The organism is Pseudomonas sichuanensis (assembly GCF_003231305.1).
Taxonomy (GTDB): Bacteria; Pseudomonadota; Gammaproteobacteria; order Pseudomonadales; family Pseudomonadaceae; genus Aquipseudomonas; species Aquipseudomonas sichuanensis.
The window spans coordinates 34,163-58,844 of sequence record NZ_QKVM01000016.1 but is presented as its reverse complement, the minus strand read 5'-3'; the positions used below and the strand labels follow the sequence as shown (position 1 = coordinate 58,844).

Annotated in this window: 23 protein-coding genes, 1 tRNA gene and 1 pseudogene; 14 read left to right on the top strand and 11 right to left on the bottom strand. The window is 63.1% G+C overall.

Annotated features, from left to right (window positions below; translation table 11 throughout):
- Nucleotides 1-83: 83 nt before the first annotated feature.
- Both DM373_RS10830 and DM373_RS10825 read right to left on the bottom strand, forming a co-directional pair.
- A tRNA-Pro gene (locus DM373_RS10830) sits at nt 84-160 on the bottom strand.
- An 82-nt stretch (nt 161-242) separates the two neighbouring features.
- Complete coding sequence (locus DM373_RS10825; protein ID WP_110993561.1) at nt 243-464, bottom strand: YgdI/YgdR family lipoprotein; 222 nt, start codon at nt 462-464, stop codon at nt 243-245.
- Nucleotides 465-644: 180 nt separating this feature from the next.
- On the opposite strand from DM373_RS10825, the gene moaB reads away from it, so the two are divergent.
- Both moaB and DM373_RS10815 read left to right on the top strand, forming a co-directional pair.
- Nucleotides 645-1,184 (top strand): molybdenum cofactor biosynthesis protein B, encoded by a 540-nt coding sequence (moaB, locus tag DM373_RS10820; protein WP_110993560.1) that lies wholly within the window; start codon nt 645-647, stop codon nt 1,182-1,184.
- Nucleotides 1,185-1,206: 22 nt separating this feature from the next.
- Nucleotides 1,207-2,394 (top strand): molybdopterin molybdotransferase MoeA, encoded by a 1,188-nt coding sequence (locus tag DM373_RS10815; protein WP_167409824.1) that lies wholly within the window; start codon nt 1,207-1,209, stop codon nt 2,392-2,394.
- Here DM373_RS10815 and DM373_RS10810 read toward each other — a convergent pair.
- Both DM373_RS10810 and DM373_RS10805 read right to left on the bottom strand, forming a co-directional pair.
- On the bottom strand, nt 2,383-3,618 hold the full coding sequence (locus DM373_RS10810) for a glycosyltransferase family 4 protein (RefSeq protein ID WP_110993558.1): 1,236 nt from the start codon (nt 3,616-3,618) through the stop codon (nt 2,383-2,385). The genes DM373_RS10815 and DM373_RS10810 overlap by 12 nt on opposite strands.
- Before the next feature lie 64 nt (nt 3,619-3,682).
- Nucleotides 3,683-3,802: pseudogene (locus tag DM373_RS10805) on the bottom strand (hypothetical protein); the annotation flags it as partial.
- Nucleotides 3,803-4,133: 331 nt separating this feature from the next.
- On the opposite strand from DM373_RS10805, the gene yegS reads away from it, so the two are divergent.
- The gene (yegS, locus tag DM373_RS10800) at nt 4,134-5,027 is read left to right on the top strand and encodes a lipid kinase YegS (protein WP_110993557.1); all 894 of its coding nucleotides are present in this window, start codon (nt 4,134-4,136) and stop codon (nt 5,025-5,027) included.
- Here the strand turns inward: yegS and DM373_RS10795 are convergent.
- The 3 genes from DM373_RS10795 to DM373_RS10785 all read right to left on the bottom strand — a co-directional run bounded on the left by DM373_RS10795 (nt 5,011) and on the right by DM373_RS10785 (nt 7,417).
- On the bottom strand, nt 5,011-5,670 hold the full coding sequence (locus DM373_RS10795) for a response regulator (protein WP_110993556.1): 660 nt from the start codon (nt 5,668-5,670) through the stop codon (nt 5,011-5,013). The genes yegS and DM373_RS10795 overlap by 17 nt on opposite strands.
- Entirely contained in the window at nt 5,660-6,556 is an 897-nt protein-coding gene (locus DM373_RS10790; protein ID WP_110993555.1) for a sensor histidine kinase, read from the bottom strand. The genes DM373_RS10795 and DM373_RS10790 overlap by 11 nt, the downstream gene beginning before the upstream one ends.
- A 402-nt stretch (nt 6,557-6,958) precedes the next feature.
- Nucleotides 6,959-7,417, bottom strand: coding sequence for a histidine kinase (locus DM373_RS10785; protein WP_244215056.1), 459 nt, complete (start codon nt 7,415-7,417; stop codon nt 6,959-6,961).
- Between the two features lie 353 nt (nt 7,418-7,770).
- Between DM373_RS10785 and DM373_RS10780 the strand changes: the two genes are divergently transcribed.
- On the top strand, nt 7,771-8,706 hold the full coding sequence (locus DM373_RS10780) for a chemotaxis protein CheV (protein WP_110993554.1): 936 nt from the start codon (nt 7,771-7,773) through the stop codon (nt 8,704-8,706).
- A gap of 61 nt (nt 8,707-8,767) precedes the next feature.
- Complete coding sequence (locus tag DM373_RS10775; RefSeq protein WP_110993553.1) at nt 8,768-9,571, top strand: MOSC domain-containing protein; 804 nt, start codon at nt 8,768-8,770, stop codon at nt 9,569-9,571.
- 84 nt (nt 9,572-9,655) lie between these two features.
- On the opposite strand, the gene DM373_RS10770 is transcribed toward DM373_RS10775, so the two are convergent.
- Nucleotides 9,656-11,584 (bottom strand): transglycosylase SLT domain-containing protein, encoded by a 1,929-nt coding sequence (locus DM373_RS10770; protein ID WP_110993552.1) that lies wholly within the window; start codon nt 11,582-11,584, stop codon nt 9,656-9,658.
- A gap of 207 nt (nt 11,585-11,791) precedes the next feature.
- Between DM373_RS10770 and DM373_RS10765 the strand changes: the two genes are divergently transcribed.
- On the top strand, nt 11,792-13,720 hold the full coding sequence (locus DM373_RS10765; RefSeq protein WP_110993601.1) for an ATP-binding cassette domain-containing protein: 1,929 nt from the start codon (nt 11,792-11,794) through the stop codon (nt 13,718-13,720).
- A gap of 62 nt (nt 13,721-13,782) precedes the next feature.
- On the opposite strand, the gene DM373_RS10760 is transcribed toward DM373_RS10765, so the two are convergent.
- Entirely contained in the window at nt 13,783-14,226 is a 444-nt protein-coding gene (locus DM373_RS10760) for a universal stress protein (protein WP_110993551.1), read from the bottom strand.
- 110 nt (nt 14,227-14,336) lie between these two features.
- On the opposite strand from DM373_RS10760, the gene DM373_RS10755 reads away from it, so the two are divergent.
- The 7 genes from DM373_RS10755 to DM373_RS10725 all read left to right on the top strand — a co-directional run bounded on the left by DM373_RS10755 (nt 14,337) and on the right by DM373_RS10725 (nt 22,606).
- Nucleotides 14,337-14,774 (top strand): hypothetical protein, encoded by a 438-nt coding sequence (locus DM373_RS10755; RefSeq protein WP_110993550.1) that lies wholly within the window; start codon nt 14,337-14,339, stop codon nt 14,772-14,774.
- Between the two features lie 479 nt (nt 14,775-15,253).
- Nucleotides 15,254-17,401: a fatty acid oxidation complex subunit alpha FadB gene (gene fadB, locus DM373_RS10750; protein ID WP_110993549.1), complete on the top strand. Its 2,148-nt coding sequence runs from the start codon at nt 15,254-15,256 to the stop codon at nt 17,399-17,401.
- A gap of 31 nt (nt 17,402-17,432) precedes the next feature.
- Nucleotides 17,433-18,608: an acetyl-CoA C-acyltransferase FadA gene (gene fadA / locus DM373_RS10745; protein ID WP_110993548.1), complete on the top strand. Its 1,176-nt coding sequence runs from the start codon at nt 17,433-17,435 to the stop codon at nt 18,606-18,608.
- A 78-nt stretch (nt 18,609-18,686) separates the two neighbouring features.
- Nucleotides 18,687-18,938: a DUF1653 domain-containing protein gene (locus DM373_RS10740; protein ID WP_110993547.1), complete on the top strand. Its 252-nt coding sequence runs from the start codon at nt 18,687-18,689 to the stop codon at nt 18,936-18,938.
- A 100-nt stretch (nt 18,939-19,038) separates the two neighbouring features.
- Entirely contained in the window at nt 19,039-21,648 is a 2,610-nt protein-coding gene (topA, locus tag DM373_RS10735) for a type I DNA topoisomerase (protein WP_110993546.1), read from the top strand.
- Between the two features lie 149 nt (nt 21,649-21,797).
- Entirely contained in the window at nt 21,798-22,319 is a 522-nt protein-coding gene (locus tag DM373_RS10730; protein WP_110993545.1) for a DUF6586 family protein, read from the top strand.
- A gap of 53 nt (nt 22,320-22,372) precedes the next feature.
- Complete coding sequence (locus tag DM373_RS10725) at nt 22,373-22,606, top strand: hypothetical protein (protein WP_043215749.1); 234 nt, start codon at nt 22,373-22,375, stop codon at nt 22,604-22,606.
- A 51-nt stretch (nt 22,607-22,657) separates the two neighbouring features.
- On the opposite strand, the gene sulA is transcribed toward DM373_RS10725, so the two are convergent.
- Nucleotides 22,658-23,134, bottom strand: a complete 477-nt coding sequence (gene sulA, locus DM373_RS10720; protein WP_110993544.1) for an SOS-induced cell division inhibitor SulA — start codon at nt 23,132-23,134, stop codon at nt 22,658-22,660.
- A gap of 13 nt (nt 23,135-23,147) precedes the next feature.
- Complete coding sequence (lexA, locus tag DM373_RS10715; protein WP_110993543.1) at nt 23,148-23,756, bottom strand: transcriptional repressor LexA; 609 nt, start codon at nt 23,754-23,756, stop codon at nt 23,148-23,150.
- A gap of 219 nt (nt 23,757-23,975) precedes the next feature.
- Between lexA and DM373_RS10710 the strand changes: the two genes are divergently transcribed.
- On the top strand, nt 23,976-24,680 hold the full coding sequence (locus tag DM373_RS10710) for a TetR/AcrR family transcriptional regulator (RefSeq protein WP_110993542.1): 705 nt from the start codon (nt 23,976-23,978) through the stop codon (nt 24,678-24,680).
- The last annotated feature ends 2 nt before the right edge of the window (nt 24,681-24,682 follow it).

The following is a 24,682-nucleotide window of genomic DNA, read 5'->3' as shown; positions in this document are numbered from 1 at the left end:
TTTGCGGCAACGTGGGAGCGGGCTTGCCCCGCGATGTGATTCAGGCACAAAAAAGCCCGCACTTGGCGGGCTTTTCGGGGATTTGGTCGGAGAGACAGGATTCGAACCTGCGGCCTTCTCGTCCCGAACGAGACGCGCTACCTGGCTGCGCTACACTCCGATGGCCAAAATGCTACTGCATCGTTTTTTTCAACGCAACCCCTTGTTGCAAAAAGGAGTTGCGTCGAAATGCAGGGGCTGGATCACAGCTCTTTGACCGTGCGGATCTGGTCTTTGTTGATGCGCGTGCGCTTGCCGTCAAGTTGTTCGAATTCGTAGAAGCCGGAGTCTTCGTCATAGCTCGGGGTATCCACCGCCTGGATCTCACGGCCGTCGTTCAGGGTGATGACGGCTGGCGAGGCGCAGCCGGCCAGGGCGCCCAGGCCCAGGGCAAGCAGGAAAGCGGGAAGGGTCCGTTGGATCATCGTGTTTCTCCTGGTTCGAGTGTGCTTGATGACGTTATGACGCAGGGCGCCTACGCAAGTTCCTTGTCCAGTGCAGCATAGCGCTCAGGCCGGGGCATTGACCGGGAGCAACGGCGGGGCAGCGCTCGGCCGGCCTGTGATATAACAGCGCACATCCCAGTTTCCCTGCGACGGACCCCCATGAAAGCCAAGGCAGATACCCCCTTCGTGCCGTTGAACATCGCTGTACTGACGGTCAGCGACACCCGTACCTTCGAGACCGACACCTCCGGCCAGCTGTTCGTCGATCGCCTCACGGCGGCCGGCCATCAGCTCGCCGCCCGGGTGCTGCTCAAGGATGACCTGTACAAGATCCGCGCCCAGGTCGCGACCTGGATCGCCGATGACCAGGTGCAGGTGGTGTTGATCACTGGCGGTACCGGTTTCACCGGCCGTGACAGCACTCCGGAAGCCGTGGCCTGCCTGCTGGACAAGCAGGTCGAGGGGTTCGGCGAGTTGTTCCGGCAGATCTCGGTGGCCGATATCGGCACCTCGACCGTGCAGTCCCGCGCCTTGGCGGGCCTGGCCAATGGCACCCTGGTGTGCTGCCTGCCGGGTTCGACCAATGCCGTGCGCACCGGCTGGGATGGCATCCTCGCCGAACAGCTCGACGCCCGCCATCGCCCCTGCAACTTCGTCCCTCACCTGAAGCAGGCAGCGGCCTGTGAAAGCCGTGGCTGAGGCTGCGCCCGCCCGGCCGTTGATGCCGGTGGAAGAAGCCCTCGAGCGCCTGCTGGCGTTGGCCGAGGCCGCGCCGATCGGTGACTCTGAAGCGGTGGCGCTGGCCGATGCCGAAGGCCGCGTGTTGGCGCGTGAGCTTGTAGCCGGGCTCGACCTGCCGCCCTGGCCCAACAGTGCCATGGATGGCTATGCGCTGCGCCTGGCCGATTGGCAGGGCGAGGCGCTGCCGGTGAGCCAGCGCATTTTTGCCGGTCACGCGCCGCAGCCCCTGCAGCCAGGCACTTGTGCGCGTATCTTCACCGGCGCGCCATTGCCGGAAGGGGCCGATTGCGTCGAGATGCAGGAAAACGCCGAAGTGCTGGAGGATGGCCGGGTGCGCTTCCTCGAGCCGCTGGCCGTCGACCAGAACGTGCGCCCCAAAGGCCAGGAAACCCGTGCCGGCGAGCAGGTGATGAGCGCCGGCACACGCCTGGGGCCGATCCAGCTGGGCCTGGCGGCGACCCTGGGGTTTGCTCGCCTCGACGTGGTGCGCCGGCCCAGGGTGGCGGTGCTGTCCACCGGCGACGAACTGGTCGAGCCCGGCTTGCCGCTGGGCCCGGGGCAGATTTACAACAGCAACCGGCGCCTGCTGGTCAGCTGGTTGCAGCGCCTGGGTTGTGAAGTGGTGGATGCCGGCATTCTGGCCGATGACCTTGAGCGCACCCGCCAATGCCTGGCCGGGCTGGGCAATGTCGACCTGATCCTGTCCACCGGCGGCGTGTCGGTGGGTGAGGCCGATTACCTTGGCCTGGCCCTGCGCGAAGCCGGTGAGCTGGCGTTGTGGAAGCTGGCGATCAAGCCGGGCAAGCCCCTGACCTTCGGTCATTACCAGGGTGTACCGGTAATCGGCCTGCCGGGGAATCCTGCATCGACCCTGGTCACGTTCGGCCTGCTGGCCCGTCCGTACCTGCTGCGTCGTCAGGGCGTGGCCAATGTCGCGCCGCTGCGCTTCAGCGTACCGGCGGGTTTCGACTGGCCCAAGCCGGGCAATCGTCGGGAATACCTGAGGGCGCGCATCGAAGACGGCCAGGTACGCATCTACAAGAACCAGAGCTCCGGGGTGCTGCGCAGCGCGGCCTGGGCCGAAGGCGTGGTGGAGGTGCGTGAGGGCAGCATGCCGCGCCAGGGCGAACTGGTGCCGTTCATTCCCTTCAGTGAGCTACTCGGCTAGCACCTCACCGGTGGGCGATGCGCCAGCGGGCGCCAGTTGGGTCAGGCGCATGTGCACGTTCTCCAGCTGTTGCGCCGCGACACTCCAGTCGTGGCGCTGGCGGGCGAACTGGCGGCCGGCTTCACCCAGTTGGGCCATGCGCCAGGGTTGGTTGAGCAGTTGGGTGATCAGCAAGGCCAGCTGGCCGCTGTCGTCGCTGCCCAGATAGTGCTCGCCGTTGTTGGCCACCAGGCCCGAAACGCCCTTGCCGGTGCTGATCACCGGCAGGCCCGCGGCCATCGCTTCGAGGATTTTCACCTTGGAGCCGCCGGCATAGCGCAGCGGTGCGAAGAACAGCGCCGAGCGCCGTTGCACTTCGCGCAGGTCGGGGCGGTAGCCTAGCCACTCGATGCGCGGGTCGTTCCAATGCAGTTTCCAGCTGGCCGGCAGCGCATGCCCGGCAATGGCCAGGCGGACGGCCGGGTTGCTCATCCACACCTGTGGCAGGATTTCTTCCAGGGCCCACTCGATGGCCTCGAGGTTCGCCCCGTACTCGAAGTTGCCGACGAACAGCAGGCGCTGGCTGTGGGGGCACGGCCGGACAGCCTCGAAGTAGTCGCAGTCGACGCCATTGACCACCACGTTGACCGCTCGCCCGCTGATCTGCTCGATCAGTTCGGCATCGTGGTTGCTGACCGCCACCACTTCGCTGGGTTGACGCAGCACGCGCTGCTCCCAGCGGCGGTAGCGCCAGCGGTCGAAGGCATTGAAGGGGCGCAGCCATAGCGGCAGGCGGTCATGGCAGGCGCCGCCCATCACCGATTCAAGAGTATGTTCGCTGAGCATGAAGGGCAGGCCGCGGGCCTGCAGGGCCTTTTCGAAGGGCTGGAAACCGTAGCTGTGCTCGATCTGGATGACATCCCAGGGTTCGTCCAGCAACTGCTCGAAGCGATGCCGCAGGCACGGTGCCAGGCCGTTGACGATCGCCCGCATGGGGTAGTCGATGATCGGTGAGGCCAGCAGGTTCAGCGGGCTGTGCAGCGGGCGCCGGGGCAGCACGATCAGGCGTTCGAGCAAGGGCTCCAGGGCTTCGCGCGCCGCATCGCCCAGCGGCACCTTGGACTGCACCAGCAAGGTGATCCGGTGACCACGCTGCGCCAGTTGGCGCAGCAGATGATATTGCCGGGTCTTGCTGCCGCTGGTGGTTGGCCAGGGCAGGTAGGGCAGGGTCCAGAGTATGCGCATGAGCCCGATTCCTCGTTGCGTGGCCGGCTGTCGGCCCTGGAAGACAAGACGCGCCCGCTGGCAGTCAACCGATGGCGGCTGCCGGGGCGCGTCCATGGATATCAGTAAAGCGTACGATGCCGTCCTCGCCCAGGTGCTCGCCGCTCTGCACTTCGATCATCACCAGGCCGATGACGCCGGGTTCGGGCACGGCTTCACGGGAAGCCGGCCACGATCGGGTGCCAGCGATGATAAAGGGGGGCAGAACGCTCATAGTCATAGCCTCTACTCAGGGCGCTGGGGCAGCGCAACGAACGGAAATCACGACCTGTCAGGCATCTGGCGGTAAAAGTCAATAAAATGACTTTCTCGGCTTTGATCGTCATCGATGGCCAAATATTTGTCGAATCATGCGCCCGTAGCCTTAGGCTTTCAATGTCAATTGTGTGAAGTCAGCTTTAATCGCTTGGCTCAGGGAGCAATCTCGGGTTGATGGTGGTCGAGATTGCGGTAGGGCTTTTCCATGGAGAACAACGATGAATGAGCGCAAGGCACTGCTGATCCTGCATGGCAAGCAGGCGACCAACGGCGAGGTGCGCGAGGCCGTGGGCCAGTTGCGTGAGCGCGGCTGGCAACTGGATGTGCGCCTCACCTGGGAGGCCGGCGATGCCAGGCGCCTGGTCGAGGAGGCGCAGGCCGCAGGCTATCCGCTGGTGGTGGCAGGTGGTGGTGATGGCACCTTGCGTGACGTGGCCGAGGCTGTGGCACAGGGGGCCGCCAACACGCGGCCAAGCCTGGCGTTGTTGCCCCTTGGGACGGCCAATGACTTCGCCAGGGCCGCCGGGGTGCCGTTGGAGCCGGCGGCGGCACTTGCACTGCTGGACGTGCCGGCGCAGCCGATCGACCTGGGGCAGGTGGGCGACCAGCTGTTCCTCAACATGGCGACCGGCGGCTTTGGCAGCCAGGTCACGGCCAGCACCTCGGAAGACCTCAAGAAAGTGCTGGGGGCGGCGGCATACCTGTTCACCGGCCTGTCGCGCTTCAGTGAGTTGCAGGCCGCCTCGGTCACCTTGCACGGGCCGGGTTTCGAGTGGCAGGGCGAGCTGCTGGCGCTGGGCATCGGCAACGGGCGCCAGGCCGGAGGCGGGCATGTGCTCTGTCCGGACGCCAAGGCTGACGATGGCTTGCTGGACATCGGCATCCTGCCGGCGCCGCAGGAAATGGTGGGGGCTTTGCGTGGCCTGCTGGCAGGGGAGGAGCTGTTCGTGCGGGCGCGGTTGCCATGGGTGGAGATCAAGAGCGCCCAAGGCCTGGACATCAACCTCGACGGCGAGCCGCTGCAGGCTGACAGCCTGCGTTTCGAGGCCGTGCCCCGGGCACTGCGCGTGCACCTGCCGGCGGATTCGCCGTTGCTCAGTCGTCCAGGCTGATGATCTTTTCGCGCACGGCGAACAGCACCAGGCCTGCCACGTCGTAGATCTGCAGGCGTTTCATGATTTGCGAACGGTGGGTTTCCACGGTCTTGATCGACAGCCCCAGGCCATTGGCGATCTCGCGGGTGGATTTGCCGCGCACGATCAGGCGCAGGATCTCCAGTTGGCGAGCGGTCAGGTTATGTCGCTCTTCGCTGGGTGGCTTGCCGCTCTGCGCGCGCAGCAGCGCCTGGTTGATCACGGTATGGGCGATGGCCGGGCTCAGGTAACGCTCGTTGTTGCGCAGTGCGGCGAGGGCCTGTTCCAGCTCGGTGGCGCTGGTGTCCTTGAGCAGGTAGCCATGGGCGCCGCTTTCCAGGGCACGCATGATCAGGTCGGGGTCGGTGTGCATGGACAGCATCAGTACCTTGCAAGCGCAACCGTTTGCGCGCAACTGCGCAAGCGCGTCCAGGCCGCTGGTCGAGCGCATGGATATGTCCAGCAGGACAATGTCCGGCGCCAGTCGCAGGACCTGCTCCAGCAACTGGCCGCCATCCTCGACTTCGCCGACCACCTGGTAATCGGGCAGGTCCGATACCAGCGCGCGCACGCCGGCGCGAATCAGCGAATGGTCGTCTACCAGCAGCAATCTACACGTCATGATGGGGGGAGGTCCTGGCACGTTCCTGGCTGCGTGGCGGCCACGGGAACAGGGCGTCGATCTGGCAGCCTTGGCCTGGCTGGCTGTTGACGGTCAGGCTGCCTTGCAGTGCGGTGGCCCGCTCCTGCATGCCAGCCATGCCGCGTTGGCCAGCATCGGCCGGGGCCTGGGCGGGCACGAAGCCACGACCATCGTCCTGGATTGTCAGGGCAAGGCCTGGCGGCGTGCGTTGCAGGCGAATCAGCAAGTTGCGGGCGTTGGCATGGCGCAGCACGTTGGTGACCGCTTCCTGGGTGATGCGAAAGGCCGCCATGGAGACGTCTTCGCTGATGCCGCCCAGGCGCTGGTGGCAGTCCAGGCTCCAGTGAAGGTCACTGTTCTGCAAGGTGCGCAACAGGTGTGCGCGCAGGCTGGCCTCGAGCCCAAGGCTCGCCAGTTGTCGCGGATTGAGGATGGCGGACACGTCGCGAACGTTAGCCAACGTTTGGTCCAGGGTAGCGCGCAGGGTTGTGAACTGCGTCTGCTGTGCCTCGGGTGCCCGACGTTGCAGCCAGTCGACCTGCAGCATGGCGGCGGTTAACAACTGCCCAATGTCGTCGTGCAGTTCCCGGCTCAGTCGTTGGCGCTCGCTCTCCTGTACCTTGAGCATGCGGTCCGCCAGTTCCGCGGGGCGCAGGCTGATCGAGCGGGCGCCGTGCCGCAGTTGCCAGGCCGCGCCGAGCATCGCCAGCAATTGCAACAGCAGCAGGCTGCCGGGCAGTGGTTGCGCGTGCCAGTAGAAAAACAGGTTGGCCGCCAGTGAGGCCAGGCACAACAACGCGGTTGCCCAGCGCAGCAGGGTGATGCTGGAGCGGCAGCGCTGGAAAAGCTTCAAGCCTGGGAGCATAGAAAGGGAGGCCACTAAGTTGTTGCTGTTGGGGGCGTTGCACAAGTCTGGCCAGCGGTTTGGCTGCCGCTTTCAATCGAGCGTCGGGTACGAATTCAATGGCCCGGTATCGGCACTGCGCGAGTTCGAGTGTACGCATGTTAACACTTCGGTCTGCTTTGGTCGCGGGGGTGCAACTGCTTGAAACCTCAGAATTTACTGGTTATTGCGACGCGTGAGGCCAATCCGCTGGATCTCGAGGTGCCATGATCGCGGTGCGCGTGAGAGGGGGCAAGTGCAACTAAGGTAAACCCTGGGGTGTGGGCCGTACGCAACTTGTGCAACTTTGCAAGTTGGGCGATGGTCTGGCTTAGTTGCTGCGCAAGAGCAGCCGGTTAGTTGTTGCTTGCTGCGCTTGCAACATCAGAGTCCCGTTGTTGCCTGCCCAGCATGCGCAGCCGTGCAGTTGCCGCCGTTGGGCGGGCAGGGGAGGCATGGCTGGCCGAGGGCGTTGGCCAGCTCGTTGAGCAGCAGATGTTGCTCTTCGCTGTCCAGGCTCAGCCGGCCGGTGAGCGGGTCAACCAGTTCCAGCTGCCACGCCAGCAGTGTCAGGCAGGCCGCCAGTGCCGGCAATGTCTTGCCCTGCAAGTGTCGTTGCCTGCACGCAGGGGCGAGCAGCTGTTGCAGGGTGTGGGCGTAATGGGCCACTTCGAGCAGGCCGAGGGCGTCGGCTCGAAAGGCCAGGAGGTCGAGGCTTTCGTTCAGGCAATGGCAAGCGTCGGGGTCGTTGCCGATGAGTTCGAGGTGCTGCAGGCATTCCTGGGCCTTGCTCAGCAGGGACTGTGCATCCAGCAGGAAGTCCTGCAGTGGTGCGTTATCCATCATGACACTCCAGCGCGCGGGGCTGGAGCTGGGTGGGCCACACCTGGGCGATCGCGAGCAAAAGCCTGACTCCATTCATGCATTGAGAATGGCGTCACATTAATGGCTAAAGGATATTGCGAACATCAGGTTGCACCCGATTGCGGGTAGGGGTTTCCCTGATGAAGATAGGGGCGAATGCTTCGTTGTGAGGGTTGTCTTGTGGTGGGGCGTGGCGGCAGTAAAGCATGATGGTAAAGTGATATCAATCTCTGATCCCGGCTTTTTCCATCCGGGGTCAAGCTGCGCACATACCCGCCGATACACCGGCGGATGCAATCAATTTTCCCGACACAAGCCAGGGGGTTGTCCAAATGGCCGGCATTCTCGACACGGTAGACCAACGTACGCAACTGGTAGGTGAGAACCGCCTGGAAATCCTCATGTTCCGTCTGGCTGGCCGGCAACTGTTCGCCATCAACGTGTTCAAGGTGCAGGAGGTGCTGCAACTGCCCAAGCTGACGCTGATGCCGCAGCGCCATTCATTCGTCTGTGGCGTGGTCAACCTGCGTGGGCAGACACTGCCGGTGATCGACCTGTCCCAGGCGATCGGCATGCGGCCACTGCAACCGGGGCCAGGCAGCACCATCATCGTCACCGAGTACAACCGTTCGGTGCAGGCCTTCCTGGTGGGGGGCGTCGACCGGATCGTCAACATGAACTGGGAGGCCATCATGCCGCCGCCGACCAGCGCCGGCCGCCAGCACTACCTGACGGCGATCACCAAGGTCGAAGAGCAGTTGGTGGAAATCATCGACGTGGAAAAGGTCCTGGCCGAGATCGTGCCCTACAGCGCCAAGGTGTCCCGTGACAAGCTCGAAGACCCGGTGCTGGCCCGTGCCCGTGGCCGCGAAGTGCTGCTGGTGGATGACTCCAGCGTGGCCCTGGCCCAGTTGCGCGATACCTTGTCGCAGTTGGGCGTGAAGCTGCACGTGGCCAGTGATGGCCTGAAGGCGCTGCGTCTGCTCAAAGGCTGGGCCGATGCCGGGGAGGATGTCTGCGAGAAGCTGCTGATGATCTTCACCGATGCGGAAATGCCTGAGATGGACGGCTACCGGCTGACCACCGAAATTCGCAACGACCCGCGCCTGCGCGGCCTTTACGTGGTGCTGCACACTTCGCTGTCGGGCAGCTTCAACGAGTCGATGGTGAAGAAGGTCGGTTGCGACAACTTCCTCTCCAAGTTCCAGCCCGACCGTTTGGTGGATGTGGTCCGTCAGCGCCTGAGCATGGACACCGCTTCGGCCTGATACCTGGATCAGTGGTGTCCGGTATAAGCTTGGGCTTTTACCGGCACAGGGTGAGGCAGGGATGATTCTGAGTGCGTTGTATCGTTACCCGGTGAAGTCGACGCAGGCGCAGAGCCTGCAACGCTCGCCGGTTGATTGCCTGGGCCTGCACGGCGATCGGCGCTGGTTGGTGGTAGAGGCCGAGAACGGTCGTTTCCTCACGCAGCGGGCGTGGCCTGCACTCGGGCAGATCACGGCCGACTACGGCGCGAATGGCCAATTGCTGCTCACCGCGCCGGGGCGGGCGGCATTGAGCGTGCCAGTGCCACCTGCCGACGATGAGTTGCGTGGTGTCACCATCTGGCGTGACACCCTGCGCGTGCCCGATGCGGGGGATGCGGCAGCGGCATGGCTCAGCGAGCTGTTGGGCAAGCCGGTGCGGCTGGTGCATTGCCCTGACCAGCGGGCGAGGTACCTGCCCAGCGGTTATGGCCTGAACAGCGACCGCGCCGCATTCCCTGATGGTTTTCCGTTGTTGTTGATCGGCCAGGCCTCCCTGGACGAGCTGAGCGCGCGTATCGGGCGCCCCATGGAGATGCTGCGTTTTCGCCCGAACCTGGTGGTCGAAGGCGCCGAGGCATTTGCCGAAGACCGCTGGAAGCGCATCCGTATTGGCGACATGACCTTCCGTGTGCTCAAACCCAGCGTGCGTTGCATCCTCACCACCCTCGACCCCGCCACGGGCGAGCGCAGCCCGGACCGTGAGCCGCTGACCACGCTCAAGACATTCCGCGAGAAAGAGGGGGATGTGCTGTTCGGCCAGAACCTGGCAGTGGATGGCGCGGGCGAGCTGAAAGTGGGGATGAACGTCGAGGTTCTCGAATAGTGTCATCGCGGGGCAAGCCCGCTCCCACGCCATAAGGTACATAGGGTGGCGTGGGAGCGGGCTTGCCCCGCGACAGAGCTCCGATCACATGTCGTCGAAGTACCGCTCATGCCAATCCACCAGCGGTTGCGGCGAATTGAGTTTTTGCCCGTAGATCACCGAATACGACAGCACGTTCTGCACGTACTGGCGTGTCTCGTCGAACGGGATCGACTCGACCCACACGTCGAAGCTCAGGTGCTTGGCGCCCTTGAGCCATTGCCGTACGCGGCCGGGGCCGGCGTTGTAGGCGGCCGAGGCCAGCACGCGGTTGCCGTTGAACTGGCTGTGGACCTGGCTCAGGTAGGCGGCGCCGAGCTGGATGTTCTTGTCCGGGTTGAGCACCTGGGCCGGGGAGGCCAGCGGGATGCTGAACTTGCGTGCGGTTTCCTTGGCGGTGGCGGGCATCAGTTGCATCAGGCCGCTGGCGCCAACGCTGGAACGGGCGTCTTCCATGAATGCGCTTTCCTGGCGGGTGATGGCGAACACCCAGCTCGAGTGCAGGCCGCGCACCTTGGCTTCGCGCACCAGGGTGTCGCGGTGGGCCATGGGGAAGCGGATGTCCAGGTCGTCCCAGTACTGGGCCTGGCTGATGGTGCGAATGGCCGGGAAGTACCAGCGCATGTCATAGGCAAGGCGCGCCTGGGCGACCATTTCGTCACGGCTGAAGTGGCGGCTGACGTGGTACCACTCGCGCCGGCCTTCGACGATCTGGCCGCGGGCATGGAACTCCAGGGCACGGCGCACGCCGGGAGTGTTGCGCACCTTGTTGATCACCTGCTGGCTGAGCTGCAATGGCTTGTTGTTCAGCTGGTAGGCGGTCTGTGCCCGGTCGGCGGCGAGGAAACCATAGAAGTCACGCTCGCGGGCCACGGTCTTGTACAGCAGCGGGATCTGCGGGTTGTTGGGTTGCGCCAGTTCCAGGCTGCGGGCTTGCCAGTACTTCCAGCGGTTGCTGCTGGCCAGGTCCTGCGGCAGGCGTTTGCTCAGCTCGTAGGCGTCTTCCCAGCGGCCCAGGCGCAGCAGCAGGCGCATGCGCCACTCGCTGACGGTGTTGTCGCGCAGTTCGGGGTCGTAACGGGTCATGAGGTCCAGCGCGCGTGGGTCATAGCGACGTGCAAGCGTGAGGCCGATCTCGCGGGCGATGGCAACCTTCTCGTCGCGGGAGAAGTGCATGCGCTGGGCGTAGTCATCGAGCAGCGCCATGGCTTGCTCCGGATCCTGGCGTGCCAGACGGCGCAGGCCGAGGCTGACCACGTCGGACATGGCTTCGTTGACCGGGGTGAAGCGCGAAGGCTGGTTGAGCAGTTCGGGCTTCTGCGCCACATCGATCAGAAGCTTGCCCTGGGGAGCCAAAGTGGTGAGGGTTTTCACCAGGTTGTTGGCCAGCCCGTAATTACGCGCCTGGGCCGCCAGTTTGGCGCGCTGCCAGCGTTTGGCCTCGGTCAACTGCCCTTCGGCTGCCCACATGGCGAACAGCGTGTCGCAGGCCTCTGGTTGCGATTTGCCGACGTTCCATAGCTTGTCTGCCGTGGCGAAACCTTGGGCGCGCTGGCCGTGGCTCAGCTGGTACTGGCCGTTGAGGCAGTCCAGCTCGGTGAAGTTGAGCTTGGGGTCGTAGTATTTGACGAAGGTGTTCCATTCGCCGCGTTCGGCCAGCCAGCGCAACCAGCGCAGTTTCATCCAGTTGGCCTGGGGCAGGTCGCCGTGAGCGGCGAGGAAGCCTTCGATTTCCTCGTTGCTGGCGCTTTTGAGCCGTGCGGTGAGCTCGTCATAGGTGAGGTAGGGCGTCAGCGGGTAGTCGCGCAGTGCTTGCGCGTAACGCAGGTAGGGGCCCTTGTCGCCTTTGGCCAGGGCGCGCTTGGCTTCGTCGTAGTACTGGCGCTGCTGGGTGAGATCGGCGGCCTGTGCGGCACTCGCGGCAGTTGCGGTGAGCAATAGGCAGGAAGCAATTTGTAACAGGCGGCTGCGCATGATACGTCCGGGCAGTTGAACCATAGAGAGTGACGGCGGAGCCAGCACTGTTGGGTATTACTGCCTAGCTTAGCCGTTTGCTGTGGGCCGGTGAAAGCACTGTGCTTGTATCGAGTTGTTATCCGACGCGATGCTGCCGGCAACGCGGTTTTAATGCCCTGCGCAGGCAAGTCGGGTAGAATGCGCGCCCAGTTTTTGGAGATGATCATGACCCTGCTCAAATTCAGCGATGTGTCCCTCGCATTCGGCGCCATGCCGTTGCTGGACAAGGTTTCCTGGCAGATCGCCCGTGGTGAGCGGGTGTGCATCATCGGCCGCAACGGTACAGGCAAGTCGAGCATGCTGCGCCTGATCAAGGGCGAGCAGAAGGCCGACGATGGCGATATCTGGCGTGCCCCGGGCCTCAAGATCGGCGAACTGCCGCAGGAACTGCCGGTGGCCGACGAGCGTACGGTGTTCGATGTGGTGGCCGCTGGCCTGGACGGCGTGGGTGAGCTGCTGGCCGAATACCATCACCTGAGCCTGAACATCCACACTGCCGAAGACCTGGACAAGCTGATGCACGTTCAGCACGAGCTGGAAGCTCGCGATGGCTGGCGCCTGCAGCAGGTGGTCGAAAGCACCCTCAGCCGCCTGCAGCTGCCGGCCGACAAGACCCTGGCCGAGCTGTCCGGTGGCTGGCGCCGCCGCGTGCTGCTGGCCCAGGCGCTGGTGTCCGAGCCGGACCTGCTGCTGCTCGACGAGCCCACCAACCACCTGGACATCGGCGCCATCGCCTGGCTGGAAGAGGCCTTGAACAGCTTCAACGGTGCCGTGCTGTTCATCACCCACGACCGTTCATTCCTGCAGAACCTGGCGACGCGCATCCTGGAACTGGACCGTGGCGGCCTGATCGACTGGAACGGCGACTATGCCAGCTTCCTGGTGCACAAGGAGGCCGAACTGGCAGCCGAGGCAACCGCCAACGCGCTGTTCGACAAGCGCCTGGCCCAGGAAGAGGTGTGGATCCGCCAGGGCATCAAGGCCCGGCGTACCCGTAACGAAGGCCGCGTGCGCGCGCTCAAGGCGCTGCGCGTGGAGCGTGGCGAGCGCCGCGAGCGTCAGGGCAAGGCGAACATCCAGATCGAAGTGGCGGACAAATCCGGCAAGCAGGTAATGCTGCTGGAAGACGTCAGCTTCGCGCACCAGGGTGGACCGAAGCTGGTCAAGGACTTCTCCATGGTGCTGCAGCGCCAGGACCGTATCGGCCTGCTCGGCGCCAACGGCACTGGCAAGACCACCTTGCTCAAGCTGATGCTGGGTGATCTGCAGCCGACAGCGGGCAAGGTCGAGATCGGTACCAAGCTGGAAGTGGCCTACTTCGATCAGATGCGTCACCAGCTCGATCTGGAGAAGACCGTCATCGATAACCTGGCCGAAGGCCGCGACTTCATCGATATCGATGGCCAGAGCCGCCATGTGCTGAGCTACCTCGGCGATTTCCTGTTCAGCCCGCAGCGTGCCCGTACCCCGGTCAAGGCCTTGTCCGGTGGTGAGCGTGCCCGCCTGCTGCTGGCCAAGCTGTTCAGCAAACCCGCCAACCTGCTGGTGCTGGACGAGCCGACCAACGATCTGGACGTGGAAACCCTCGAGCTGCTCGAAGAGGTGCTGTCGAACTATAAAGGCACGGTACTGATGGTCAGCCACGACCGGGCCTTCCTCGACAACGTGGTCACCAGCACCCTGGTGTTCGAAGGTGAAGGGCGCGTGCGCGAGTACGTGGGCGGCTACGAAGACTGGATTCGCCAGGGTGGTTCGCCGAAGCTGCTGGGTGTGACCGAAAGCAAGGGCGGCAAGTCCGAGCTCAACAGTGCAGTGGTCGAGAAGGTGGCGGAGCCGGTGGCCCCGGCACCGGTTGCTGCGGCCCCTGACGCGTCGAAGAAAAAGCTCAGCTACAAGCTGCAGCGTGAGCTGGAGATGCTGCCAGGGCAAATCGACGAGGTGGAGCAGCGCATGGCCGAGGCGCAGGAAGAAGTGAACGCTGCGGGCTTCTATCAGCGGCCGATCGCCGAGACTTCGGCGGTGCTGGCCAAGATCGAGAAGCTGCAGGGCGAGCTGGATGCGCTGGTGGAACGCTGGGCTGAGCTGGAGGGCTGACATCATCGCGGGGCAAGTCGGATCGCCACACTGCCGCTCCGACTTGCCCCGCGATCAAGGCATCATTCGGCTTTTTTCAGCAGGCGTACTGCCAATACGTCGCATGGCGCGCCGTGCAGCACATCGTTGGCGGTGCTGCCCAGCAGCAGTGCCAGGCCATGCCGGCCATGGCTGCCCACCACGATCAGGTCGCACTTCTGGTCTTTCGCCAACTGGTGAATTTCCTGGCGTGGCTGGCCATACACCAGGTGCGAATCGCCTCGGTTGATGTCCGGATACTTGTTGAACAGGCGGTCCATGCGCTCCTTGGCCTGATCGAACTGTTGCTGCTGCAGTTGCGAGAGGTCCATCGGCACGTCACCGCCAAAGGCCATGGCCATTGGCTCGACGATATGCACCAGGGAGACCTTCGCGCCGCTGCCCAAGGCGATCGCTTTCGCGCGCTTGATCACCGGGTCGCATTCTTCGGTCAGGTCGACGGCGACCAGAAGATGTTCGTAGGACATGAGCTGTACTCCTGACAATCGCGATAGAAGAAGTATGGTCGCTTTCGCGCGGGTCGTCCGTGAAGCATGAGTAACCCGCTCATTTGCAACGCTTTATAAGGTCTACAGATATGACGGTATGGCTGGTGGTGTCAATCCTTGCGCTGATTCTCAGCCCGCTCGCCTGGTTGCGCCCCTCGCGCAAGCAGAGCCGGCAGATGAACCTGCGCCTGGAGGGGCGGCGCATGGGCCTGGCCATGCAGCTGGCGCCGCAGGACTGGCCGCACTGGCTGGAAAAACAGCCGCCCAGCCCGTGCCCGCAGTACCACCGGGCACGGCGCAAGGGGCGTGACGACAGCTGGTGTTACTGGCAGGTCAGCCCAGGTGTGTGGTGGAACCGTTACCGTGAACCCTGTGAGGACCCGCGGCTGCTCGAAGCCTTTGCTGGATTGCCAGAAAGCGTTTACAAGGTCGAGGCCGACGCCCGGATGATCGCCCTGTTCTGGGGTGAGCGCGGCGAAGATTCTGTTTTGCAGGATATTGCCAAGGTGCTCGAAACTCTCGCCTGATCCCTTCTCGACAACGACAAAGCGGCGCGCAGGAACCGGAAGGCTCCTGCGCGCCGCTTTGCGTTCTGCTGCGCAGAAAAGGCCAGGCAGGCCGGGAACACGTTGAACACCTGCCAGTGTAGCCAGTGTTGGCGAGCGTGTTTAATAAAATGCGGCCGTTGGCGCTTGCCCATGGTCTATCGCTGACATGAATGGTCGGCGATCACTGTCATCATGCTTGATGCCTGCTGCGTACAAAATGACTGGAAAGTCGCGTTTTCAAGGTGCTTGAGAGCATTTGACAACGCCGATCTTTTCGGAGAATGTGTGCACACCCAAATCAAACGGGCGTATGAATTGAGCGTTTGTATGTCAGATCGCTCTTACAGAACCCCGATTAGCGCGCCGACGGGTGTGCCTGCGGCAAGACACCGGCAGACCGGCTCTTGCGCCAGCGATCGGCGTGTACAGTTCAGCTTCCATATCGTGGAGATCAGTTGATGATTTACGAAGGTAAAGCCATCACGGTTAAGGCTCTTGAAAGCGGCATCGTCGAACTGAAGTTCGACCTCAAGGGTGAGTCCGTCAACAAGTTCAACCGCCTCACTCTGAACGAGCTGCGCGAGGCCGTCGACGCCATCAAGGCCGACGCTTCGGTCAAGGGCGTCATCGTCAGCAGTGGCAAGGACGTGTTCATCGTCGGCGCCGACATCACCGAGTTTGTCGATAACTTCAAGCTGCCCGAGGCCGAGCTGGTTGCCGGCAACCTGGAAGCCAACCGTATCTTCAACGCCTTCGAAGACCTCGAAGTGCCGACGGTTGCCGCCATCAACGGCATCGCCCTGGGCGGTGGCCTGGAGATGTGCCTGGCCGCCGATTACCGGATCATGTCTAGCACTGCCAAGATCGGCCTGCCGGAAGTCAAGCTGGGCATCTACCCAGGCTTCGGCGGCACCGTGCGCCTGCCGCGCCTGGTCGGCTCGGACAACGCCATCGAGTGGATCGCCTCGGGTAAGGAAAACCGTGCCGAAGACGCCCTGAAAGTCGGCGCCGTCGATGCCGTGGTTACCCCTGAGCTGCTGCAGGCGGGTGCACTGGACCTGGTCAAGCGCGCCATCAGCGGCGAGCTGGACTACAAGGCCAAGCGCCAGCCCAAGCTTGAGAAGCTCAAGCTTAACGCCATCGAACAGATGATGGCCTTCGAGACCGCCAAGGGCTTCGTTGCAGGCCAGGCCGGCCCGAACTACCCGGCGCCGGTCGAAGCCATCAAGAGCATCCAGAAGGCCGCCAACTTCGGTCGTGACAAGGCGCTGGAAGTCGAGGCCGCGGGCTTCGCCAAGCTGGCCAAGACTTCGGTTGCCGAGAGCCTGATCGGCCTGTTCCTGAATGACCAGGAGCTCAAGCGCAAGGCCAAGGCCCATGACGAGATCGCCCACGACGTGAAGCAGGCCGCCGTGCTCGGCGCCGGCATCATGGGTGGCGGCATCGCCTACCAGTCGGCCGTCAAGGGCACGCCGATCCTGATGAAGGACATCCGCGAGGAAGCCATCCAGCTGGGCCTGAACGAAGCGTCCAAGCTGCTCGGCAAGCGCGTCGAGAAAGGCCGCCTCACCCCGGCGAAGATGGCCGAAGCGCTCAACGCCATTCGCCCGACGCTGTCGTATGGCGATTTCGCCAACGTCGACATCGTGGTCGAGGCCGTGGTCGAGAACCCGAAGGTCAAGCAAGCGGTCCTGGCCGAGGTGGAAGGGCAGGTGAAAGAGGACGCCATCCTGGCCTCCAACACCTCGACCATCTCGATCAACCTGCTGGCCAAGGCACTCAAGCGTCCAGAGAACTTCGTCGGCATGCACTTCTTCAACCCGGTGCACATGATGCCGCTGGTCGAAGTCATCCGTGGCGAGAAGTCCAGTGAAGTGGCCGTTGCCACCACCGTGGCCTATGCCAAGAAAATGGGCAAGAACCCGATCGTGGTCAATGACTGCCCGGGCTTCCTGGTCAACCGCGTGCTGTTCCCGTACTTCGGCGGCTTCGCCAAGCTGGTCAGCGCCGGTGTCGACTTCGTGCGCATCGACAAGGTCATGGAAAAGTTCGGCTGGCCGATGGGCCCGGCCTATCTGATGGACGTGGTCGGTATCGACACCGGCCACCATGGCCGTGACGTGATGGCTGAAGGCTTCCCGGACCGCATGAAGGACGACCGTCGCTCGGCCGTCGACGCGCTGTACGAGGCCAACCGCCTGGGCCAGAAGAATGGCAAGGGCTTCTACGCCTACGAGACCGACAAGCGCGGCAAGCCGAAGAAAGTCTTTGATGCCGACGTGCTCGACGTGCTCAAGCCGGTAGTCTTCGAACAGCGTGAGGTCACCGACGAAGACATCATCAACTGGATGATGGTCCCGCTGTGCCTGGAGACCGTGCGCTGCCTGGAAGACGGCATCGTCGAAACCGCCGCCGAAGCCGACATGGGCCTGGTCTACGGCATCGGTTTCCCTCCTTTCCGCGGTGGCGCGCTGCGCTACATCGATTCGATCGGGGTCGCCGAGTTCGTCGCACTGGCCGACAAGTACGCCGACCTGGGGCCGCTGTACCACCCCACCGCGAAGCTGCGCGAAATGGCCAAGAGCGGCCAGCGCTTCTTCAACTGAGCGCCCAACGAGCTAGAGCGAGAATACTGATATGAGCCTGAATCCAAGAGACGTGGTGATTGTCGACTTCGGTCGCACGCCGATGGGCCGCTCCAAGGGTGGCATGCACCGCAACACCCGCGCCGAGGACATGTCTGCGCACCTGATCAGCAAGCTGCTGGAGCGCAACGACAAGGTCGACCCGAAAGAAGTCGAGGACGTGATCTGGGGCTGCGTCAACCAGACCCTGGAGCAGGGCTGGAACATCGCGCGCATGGCGTCGCTGATGACCCAGATCCCGCACACTTCTGCCGCGCAAACCGTCAGCCGCCTGTGCGGCTCGTCGATGAGCGCGCTGCACACCGCCGCCCAGGCGATCATGACCGGCAACGGTGACGTGTTCGTCATCGGCGGTGTTGAGCACATGGGCCACGTCAGCATGATGCACGGCGTGGACCCGAACCCGCATATGTCCCTGCACGCCGCCAAGGCCTCCGGGATGATGGGCCTGACCGCCGAGATGCTGGGCAAGATGCACGGCATCAGCCGCGAGCAGCAGGACCTGTTCGGCCTGCGTTCGCACCAGCTTGCCCACAAGGCGACGGTGGAAGGCAAGTTCAAGGACGAGATCATCCCGATGCAGGGCTATGACGAGAACGGCTTCCTGAAGGTCTTCGACTTCGACGAGACCATTCGCCCGGAAACCACCCTCGAAGGCCTGGCATCGCTCAAGCCGGCCTTCAACCCGAAAGGGGGCACCGTTACCGCCGGTACTTCGTCGCAGATCACCGACGGCGCTTCGTGCATGATCGTCATGTCCGGCCAGCGCGCCATGGACCTGGGCATCCAGCCGCTGGCGGTGATCCGCTCGATGGCGGTGGCGGGCGTGGACCCGGCCATCATGGGGTACGGCCCGGTGCCTTCGACGCAGAAAGCCCTCAAGCGCGCCGGCCTGAGCATGGCCGACATCGACTTCATCGAGCTCAACGAAGCCTTCGCTGCACAGGCCCTGCCGGTGCTGAAAGATTTGAAAGTGCTCGACAAGATGGATGAGAAGGTTAACCTGCACGGCGGCGCCATCGCTTTGGGCCACCCGTTCGGTTGCTCGGGTGCGCGAATTTCCGGCACCCTGCTCAACGTCATGAAGCAGAATGGCGGCACGCTCGGCGTGGCGACCATGTGCGTCGGCCTGGGCCAAGGCATCACCACTGTCTTCGAACGCGTCTGATCGCGTTGCAAGGCAGCAACCGGGGCCCTGTGCCCCGGTTTTTGTTTTTTACAGGATTTGTTCAAGAGGCAGGGCGACATGCAGATACAACCCGGTGTGTACCGGCACTACAAGGGCCCCGAGTATCGTGTGTTCGGCGCTGCGCGCCACTCCGAGACCGAAGAGTGGGTGGTGTTCTACCAGGCTCTGTACGGCGAGTTCGGCCTGTGGGTGAGGCCGCTTTCGATGTTCCTGGAGTCGGTCGAGGTTGACGGCGAGCAGGTGCCACGCTTTGCTTTGGTCGAGGCCGAAGAAGGGCTGTCCGGGTTGCTGGCCAAGGCCGGCGACTGAGCGTTCGCGCTTGACCTCACTGTTTTGCCACTATATATAGCGGTGCCGCGTCTGGCACCTGACGCGTTTTTCATCTTCAGATTCAGGAATACTCCGATCCATGGGCAAATCGCTGGTCATTGTGGAATCCCCGGCCAAGGCCAAGACCATCAACAAGTACCTGGGCAACCAGTACGTGGTGAAGTCGAGTATCGGCCATATCCGCGACCTCCCCACCAGCGGTTCCGCCAGTGCGAGCAAGGAACCGGCGGCCAAGCGTGGCAAGGCCGCAGCTGAGGCTCCGGCACTGACGCCCAAGGAAAAGGCCCGCCGCACGCTGGTGGCACGCATGGGCGTCGACCCTGAGGCCGGTTGGAAAGCCAAGTACGAGATCCTTCCCGGCAAGGAGAAGGTGATCGAAGAGCTGCGCCGCCTGGCCAAGGATGCCGACACCATCTATCTCGCAACCGACTTGGATCGCGAGGGGGAAGCCATTGCCTGGCACCTGCGCGAAGCCATCGGTGGTGACGACAGCCGCTACAAGCGTGTGGTGTTCAACGAAATTACCAAGAAAGCCATCCAGGAAGCGTTCTCGCAGCCGGGCGAGCTCGATATCGATCGGGTCAATGCCCAGCAGGCGCGTCGTTTCCTCGATCGCGTGGTGGGTTACATGGTTTCGCCGTTGCTGTGGGCTAAAATCGCCCGTGGCCTGTCCGCTGGCCGTGTGCAGTCGGTGGCGGTGAAGCTGGTCGTCGAGCGTGAGCGCGAGATCCGCGCTTTCAACCCGGAAGAATACTGGGAAGTCCACGCCGACCTGGGTACCGCCAAGAACGCCAAGGTGCGCTTCGAAGTGGCGCGCGAGAAGGGCGAAGCCTTCAAACCACTCAACGAAGCCCAGGCCATGGCCGCGCTGGAGAAGCTCAAGGCGTCGAGCTACAGCGTCAGCAAGCGCGAAGACCGGCCGACCAGCAGCAAGCCCTCGGCACCGTTCATCACCTCCACCCTGCAGCAAGCCGCGAGCAACCGCCTGGGCTATGGGGTGAAGAAAACCATGATGATGGCCCAGCGTCTGTATGAAGCCGGTTACATCACCTACATGCGTACCGACTCGACCAACCTGTCGGTCGATGCCGTGGAAATGGCGCGCAGCTACATCGAGAAAGAGTTCGGCAAGCAGTACCTGCCGGCCGCGCCCATCGTCTACGGTAGCAAGGAAGGGGCCCAGGAAGCGCACGAGGCGATTCGCCCGTCCGACGTCAACACCCACCCGACCAAGCTCACCGGCATGGAGCGTGATGCCGAGCGCCTGTACGAGCTGATCTGGCGCCAGTTCCTGGCCTGCCAGATGCCGCCGGCGCAGTACCTGTCCACCAGCGTTACCGTGGCGGCTGGCGATTTCGAGCTGCGTGCCAAAGGCCGTATCCTCAAGTTCGACGGTTACACCCGTGTATTGCCGCAGCAGAGCAAGCCAGGTGAAGACGACGTGCTGCCAGACATGGCGCAGGGCGAAGCGCTCAAACTGATCCAGATCGACCCTAGCCAGCACTTCACCAAGCCGCCGGCGCGTTTCACCGAAGCCAGCCTGGTCAAGGAAATGGAAAAGCGCGGTATCGGCCGACCATCGACCTATGCCGCGATCATTTCGACCATCCAGGATCGTGGCTATGTGACCCTGCACAATCGCCGCTTCTACTCCGAGAAAATGGGCGACATCGTCACTGAACGCCTGTCGGAGAGTTTCTCCAACCTGATGGACTACGGCTTTACCGCTGGCATGGAAGAGAACCTCGACGACGTAGCCCAGGGCGAGCGTGACTGGAAGAACGTGCTGGACGAGTTCTACGGTGACTTCAGCAAGAAGCTGCAAACCGCCGAGTCCACCGAGCATGGCATGCGTGCCAACCAGCCGACCCCAACCAATATCGAGTGCAAGGAATGCGGGCGGCCGATGATGATCCGCACGGCCTCCACCGGCGTATTCCTTGGCTGCTCGGGCTATAGCCTGCCACCCAAAGAGCGTTGCAAGGCCACTGTGAACCTGGTGCCGGGCGACGAGATTGCTGCCGACGACGAAGGTGAGTCCGAGTCGCTGGTATTGCGTGGCAAGCATCGCTGCCCTATCTGCTCGACCGCGATGGACGCCTACCTGCTCGACGAGAAGCGCAAGCTGCACATCTGCGGCAACAACCCGGATTGCGTCGGCTACGAGATCGAAGAGGGCAGCTACCGCATCAAGGGTTACGAAGGGCCGAGCCTGGAATGCGACAAGTGCGGCAGCGAGATGCAGCTCAAGACCGGCCGTTTCGGCAAGTTCTTCGGTTGCACCAATGCGACGTGCAAGAACACCCGCAAGCTGCTCAAGAGCGGCGAGGCGGCGCCACCGAAGATGGACAAGGTGGACATGCCCGAGCTCAAGTGCGAGAAGGTCGACGACACCTACGTGCTGCGTGACGGTGCCTCAGGTCTGTTCCTGGCCGCCAGCCAGTTCCCCAAGAATCGCGAAACCCGTGCGCCGCTGGTGCTGGAGATCGTGCCGCACAAGCACGAGATCGATCCGAAATACCACTTCCTCTGCGAAGCGCCGCAGAAGGATCCTGAAGGTCGCCCGGCGGTGATCCGCTACAGCCGCAAGACCAAGGAGCAGTACGTTCAGTCTGAAGTCGACGGTAAGCCGACTGGCTGGAAGGCGTTCTACGACGGCAAGGCGTGGAAGGTCGAAGACAAGCGCTGATCGATCAGCGCTTTGATCGGGGCCGCTTGGCCCCCATCACCGGTTTGCCGGCGATGGGGGCCAAGCGGCCCCACTCATTTGATGACAAGCAAAGCGCAATCCCTGAAACTGCAGGCAATCGCCTTGCAGCCTTCAGGAGGTCACCCGAAATGGCCCAGGAACTCTACACCCGCACCAATCAGAAACTGTTCTTTGCTGGCCTTGCGCTGGAGTCCATGGCCAAGGCCACTGCAAGCGGTGCCATGAACGCCCAGGGGTTGGTCCAGGCCGAGCGCGAAGCGGCGTTGTTCCATCTGTATGGTGCGTTGCTGGGCTTGTGCCATGAAATCGCCGGTTTCTACCGCTTGCCGCAAGCGGCCGCGGCACGGGCTGAGCTGCTGCTCAACGATGAGGTGCTGCAGAGCGTGGCAATTCCGGAGATGGCAGAGATGCTGGAACTGGCACGGCAGCCGGAAACCTGGCTGGCTCGCCTGCTTGCAGCTTATGCCGATTTGTTCCGACCGCCGGTCGCGAAGAAAAGCGCGAAAACCGATGTAACCCAGCCATTGATCCAGGCGGTCAATCTGGATGAGCCCGAGCCGCTAGAGCTCTCGCAAGAAGAGCTTGAAGATTGGCGGAAGCATTTGAAGGGCTTGGTGAGACGATTCCGCGACGCGCTGAGTGAGTGCTGACAGCAATCATGGCTGATACACTATCGGCCTTTCGTGAAAAGCAGGCCCCAAGTATGTCAACGTCCTTTCTAGAAATTGTCGAGTTGCCTGATGGCCGGATCGAGCTGCGCCGCGCCGAGGATGAAGGTTCCCTGGTAACCCTGGATTTCTCCGAGGATGCCAAGGCATTCCTGCAAGGACAGCATGTGGAAGTGGCCAAGGCCATGCTCAGCGTCGGTGTGCAAATGGCCGGTCGCTTGGTAGAGGGCGATTTCGAGCGTGATGAAGGGCCGCGCGTCCTTCACTGAGCCACGCTAGAGGCTCACGGCTACAAACGGATGACAGGCAAAGCCTGAACATCAGCCAAGGCGGATGTTCAGGCTTTGTGCTTTTCCGCTGGCGGCGGCGCGCAGCAGTTGTTGCCGGGCGCTGCTGCTCACGCTGCCCAGCCAGCTGACGACGGTATGGCTGTGCCCCAGGCGCAAAGCTTCGCAAGCCAGCTGCAGGGCGTTCTGGTTGCTGCCTGGCTGAAGCAGCAGGATGCGTTCGCGGTTGAGGCCGGCGTCGCGCAGCCATGCTTGCGTGAGGCTGGCAGGCGGGGCGATCAAGGTGAGCCAGCGGCTGTCGTCCTCTTCGCTGAGCTCGCGCAAAACAGGTGCCAGCAGGCTCTGGCAATGGCCAGGGGCGCCGCGCAGAGCCAGTTCGCTGAACAGCTCGGGCTGGATGCTTTTGCGCGGCTGTTCGCGGGCCTTGAAGCCCGGCAGAACCGGATTGGCGAAAAATGCCTCGAACAGTGGCAACTGGACTTGTTGCGGTGCAGGGATGAACGGCTGCATGACGCCTCCTCGATCAGCGGCGCAGGACGCCAACGCTCAAGCCCTCAATCACCAGTTCCTGCTCTTTCAGGTCGACTTCGATTGGGGCGAATTCCGGGTTTTCAGCAATCAGCCAGACCTTGCTGCCTTCACGCTGGAAGCGTTTGACGGTTACTTCGTCACCGATGCGCGCGACCACCACCTGGCCGTTGCGGGCCTCGCGGGTGGTGTGCACGGCGAGCAGGTCGCCGTCGAAGATGCCGATGTCCTTCATGCTCATGCCGTGCACGCGCAGCAGGTAGTCGGCGCGGGGGTGGAAGAATGCCGGGTTGATGTTGCAGGAGTCTTCGATGTGCTGTTCGGCGAGGATCGGCGCACCTGCGGCGACTCGGCCAATGATCGGCAGGCCGTGCTCTTCGGCCTTGGCTTCCAGGCCGGGGATGCGGATGCCGCGCGAGGCGCCGGGGGTCATCTCGATGGCGCCCTTGCGCGCCAGTGCCTTGAGGTGTTCCTCGGCCGCATTGGGCGACTTGAAGCCCAGTTCCTGAGCGATCTCGGCACGGGTCGGAGGGAAGCCGTTGTCTTCGAGGCAGCGTTTGATGAAAGCCAGGATCTCGGCTTGGCGTGGCGTCAGTTTCAGCATGGGCGAGGACTCTGTCTTTTTATACAGTGACTGGGATTATATACAGTGAGTTGCGAGCTGCAAGCCGCAAGCTGCAAGAAAGATCAAAAGCCCCGCGCATCTTGTCGCTTGCAGCTTGTGGCTTGGCGCTTTTAAATGGCGACTGCCCGGTCACCGAGCCTTGACATCAGCAGGCCTGAAACGTATGTTTCAAACAACTGTTTGTCAGGCGGAGTAGTCATGGCCCAATCGGAAACCGTTGAACGCATCCTCGATGCGGCGGAGCAGCTGTTCGCGGAGCGCGGGTTCGCAGAAACCTCACTGCGGCTGATTACCAGCAAGGCGGGGGTCAACCTGGCGGCGGTGAACTATCACTTCGGTTCGAAGAAGGCCCTGATCCAGGCGGTGTTCTCGCGATTCCTCGGGCCGTTCTGCGCCAGCCTCGAACGCGAGCTGGAGCGCCACCAGGCGCGCCCCGAGCACAAGGCCTCGCTTGAAGAACTGCTGGAGATGCTGGTCGAGCAGGCCCTTGCAGTACAGCCGCGCAGCAACAACGACCTGTCAATCTTCATGCGCCTGCTGGGCCTGGCGTTCAGCCAGAGCCAGGGGCACCTTCGGCGTTACCTGGAAGACATGTACGGCAAGGTGTTCCGCCGCTACATGCTGCTGGTCAACGAGGCCGCCCCGCGCATTCCTCCGCTGGAGCTGTTCTGGCGTGTGCATTTCATGCTGGGTGCTGCGGCGTTCAGCATGTCCGGGATCAAGGCCTTGCGCGCCATCGCCGAGACCGACTTCGGCATCAATACCTCGATCGAGCAGGTGATGCGCCTGATGGTGCCGTTCCTGGCAGCCGGCATGCGCGCCGACACCGGCGTTACCGACGCGGCCATGGCTGGCGCACAACTGCGCCCGCGCAGCAAAGCCAGCGCCCCGGCCAAGGCCTGACT

Bases quoted from the DNA above. Each gene is read 5' to 3' on its own strand.
- DM373_RS10790 (WP_110993555.1), bottom strand. From the start codon at position 6,556: ATGCTCCCAGGCTTGAAGCTTTTCCAGCGCTGCCGCTCCAGCATCACC.
- DM373_RS10775 (WP_110993553.1), top strand. From the start codon at position 8,768: ATGATTCTGAGTGCGTTGTATCGTTACCCGGTGAAGTCGACGCAGGCG.
- moaB (WP_110993560.1), top strand. From the start codon at position 645: ATGAAAGCCAAGGCAGATACCCCCTTCGTGCCGTTGAACATCGCTGTA.
- DM373_RS10770 (WP_110993552.1), bottom strand. From the start codon at position 11,584: ATGCGCAGCCGCCTGTTACAAATTGCTTCCTGCCTATTGCTCACCGCA.
- fadA (WP_110993548.1), top strand. From the start codon at position 17,433: ATGAGCCTGAATCCAAGAGACGTGGTGATTGTCGACTTCGGTCGCACG.
- DM373_RS10710 (WP_110993542.1), top strand. From the start codon at position 23,976: ATGGCCCAATCGGAAACCGTTGAACGCATCCTCGATGCGGCGGAGCAG.
- DM373_RS10815 (WP_167409824.1), top strand. From the start codon at position 1,207: ATGCCGGTGGAAGAAGCCCTCGAGCGCCTGCTGGCGTTGGCCGAGGCC.
- DM373_RS10740 (WP_110993547.1), top strand. From the start codon at position 18,687: ATGCAGATACAACCCGGTGTGTACCGGCACTACAAGGGCCCCGAGTAT.
- topA (WP_110993546.1), top strand. From the start codon at position 19,039: ATGGGCAAATCGCTGGTCATTGTGGAATCCCCGGCCAAGGCCAAGACC.
- DM373_RS10780 (WP_110993554.1), top strand. From the start codon at position 7,771: ATGGCCGGCATTCTCGACACGGTAGACCAACGTACGCAACTGGTAGGT.
- DM373_RS10725 (WP_043215749.1), top strand. From the start codon at position 22,373: ATGTCAACGTCCTTTCTAGAAATTGTCGAGTTGCCTGATGGCCGGATC.
- yegS (WP_110993557.1), top strand. From the start codon at position 4,134: ATGAATGAGCGCAAGGCACTGCTGATCCTGCATGGCAAGCAGGCGACC.
- DM373_RS10755 (WP_110993550.1), top strand. From the start codon at position 14,337: ATGACGGTATGGCTGGTGGTGTCAATCCTTGCGCTGATTCTCAGCCCG.
- DM373_RS10810 (WP_110993558.1), bottom strand. From the start codon at position 3,618: ATGCGCATACTCTGGACCCTGCCCTACCTGCCCTGGCCAACCACCAGC.
- DM373_RS10785 (WP_244215056.1), bottom strand. From the start codon at position 7,417: ATGGATAACGCACCACTGCAGGACTTCCTGCTGGATGCACAGTCCCTG.
- DM373_RS10795 (WP_110993556.1), bottom strand. From the start codon at position 5,670: ATGACGTGTAGATTGCTGCTGGTAGACGACCATTCGCTGATTCGCGCC.
- fadB (WP_110993549.1), top strand. From the start codon at position 15,254: ATGATTTACGAAGGTAAAGCCATCACGGTTAAGGCTCTTGAAAGCGGC.
- DM373_RS10825 (WP_110993561.1), bottom strand. From the start codon at position 464: ATGATCCAACGGACCCTTCCCGCTTTCCTGCTTGCCCTGGGCCTGGGC.
- lexA (WP_110993543.1), bottom strand. From the start codon at position 23,756: ATGCTGAAACTGACGCCACGCCAAGCCGAGATCCTGGCTTTCATCAAA.
- DM373_RS10760 (WP_110993551.1), bottom strand. From the start codon at position 14,226: ATGTCCTACGAACATCTTCTGGTCGCCGTCGACCTGACCGAAGAATGC.
- DM373_RS10765 (WP_110993601.1), top strand. From the start codon at position 11,792: ATGACCCTGCTCAAATTCAGCGATGTGTCCCTCGCATTCGGCGCCATG.
- sulA (WP_110993544.1), bottom strand. From the start codon at position 23,134: ATGCAGCCGTTCATCCCTGCACCGCAACAAGTCCAGTTGCCACTGTTC.
- DM373_RS10730 (WP_110993545.1), top strand. From the start codon at position 21,798: ATGGCCCAGGAACTCTACACCCGCACCAATCAGAAACTGTTCTTTGCT.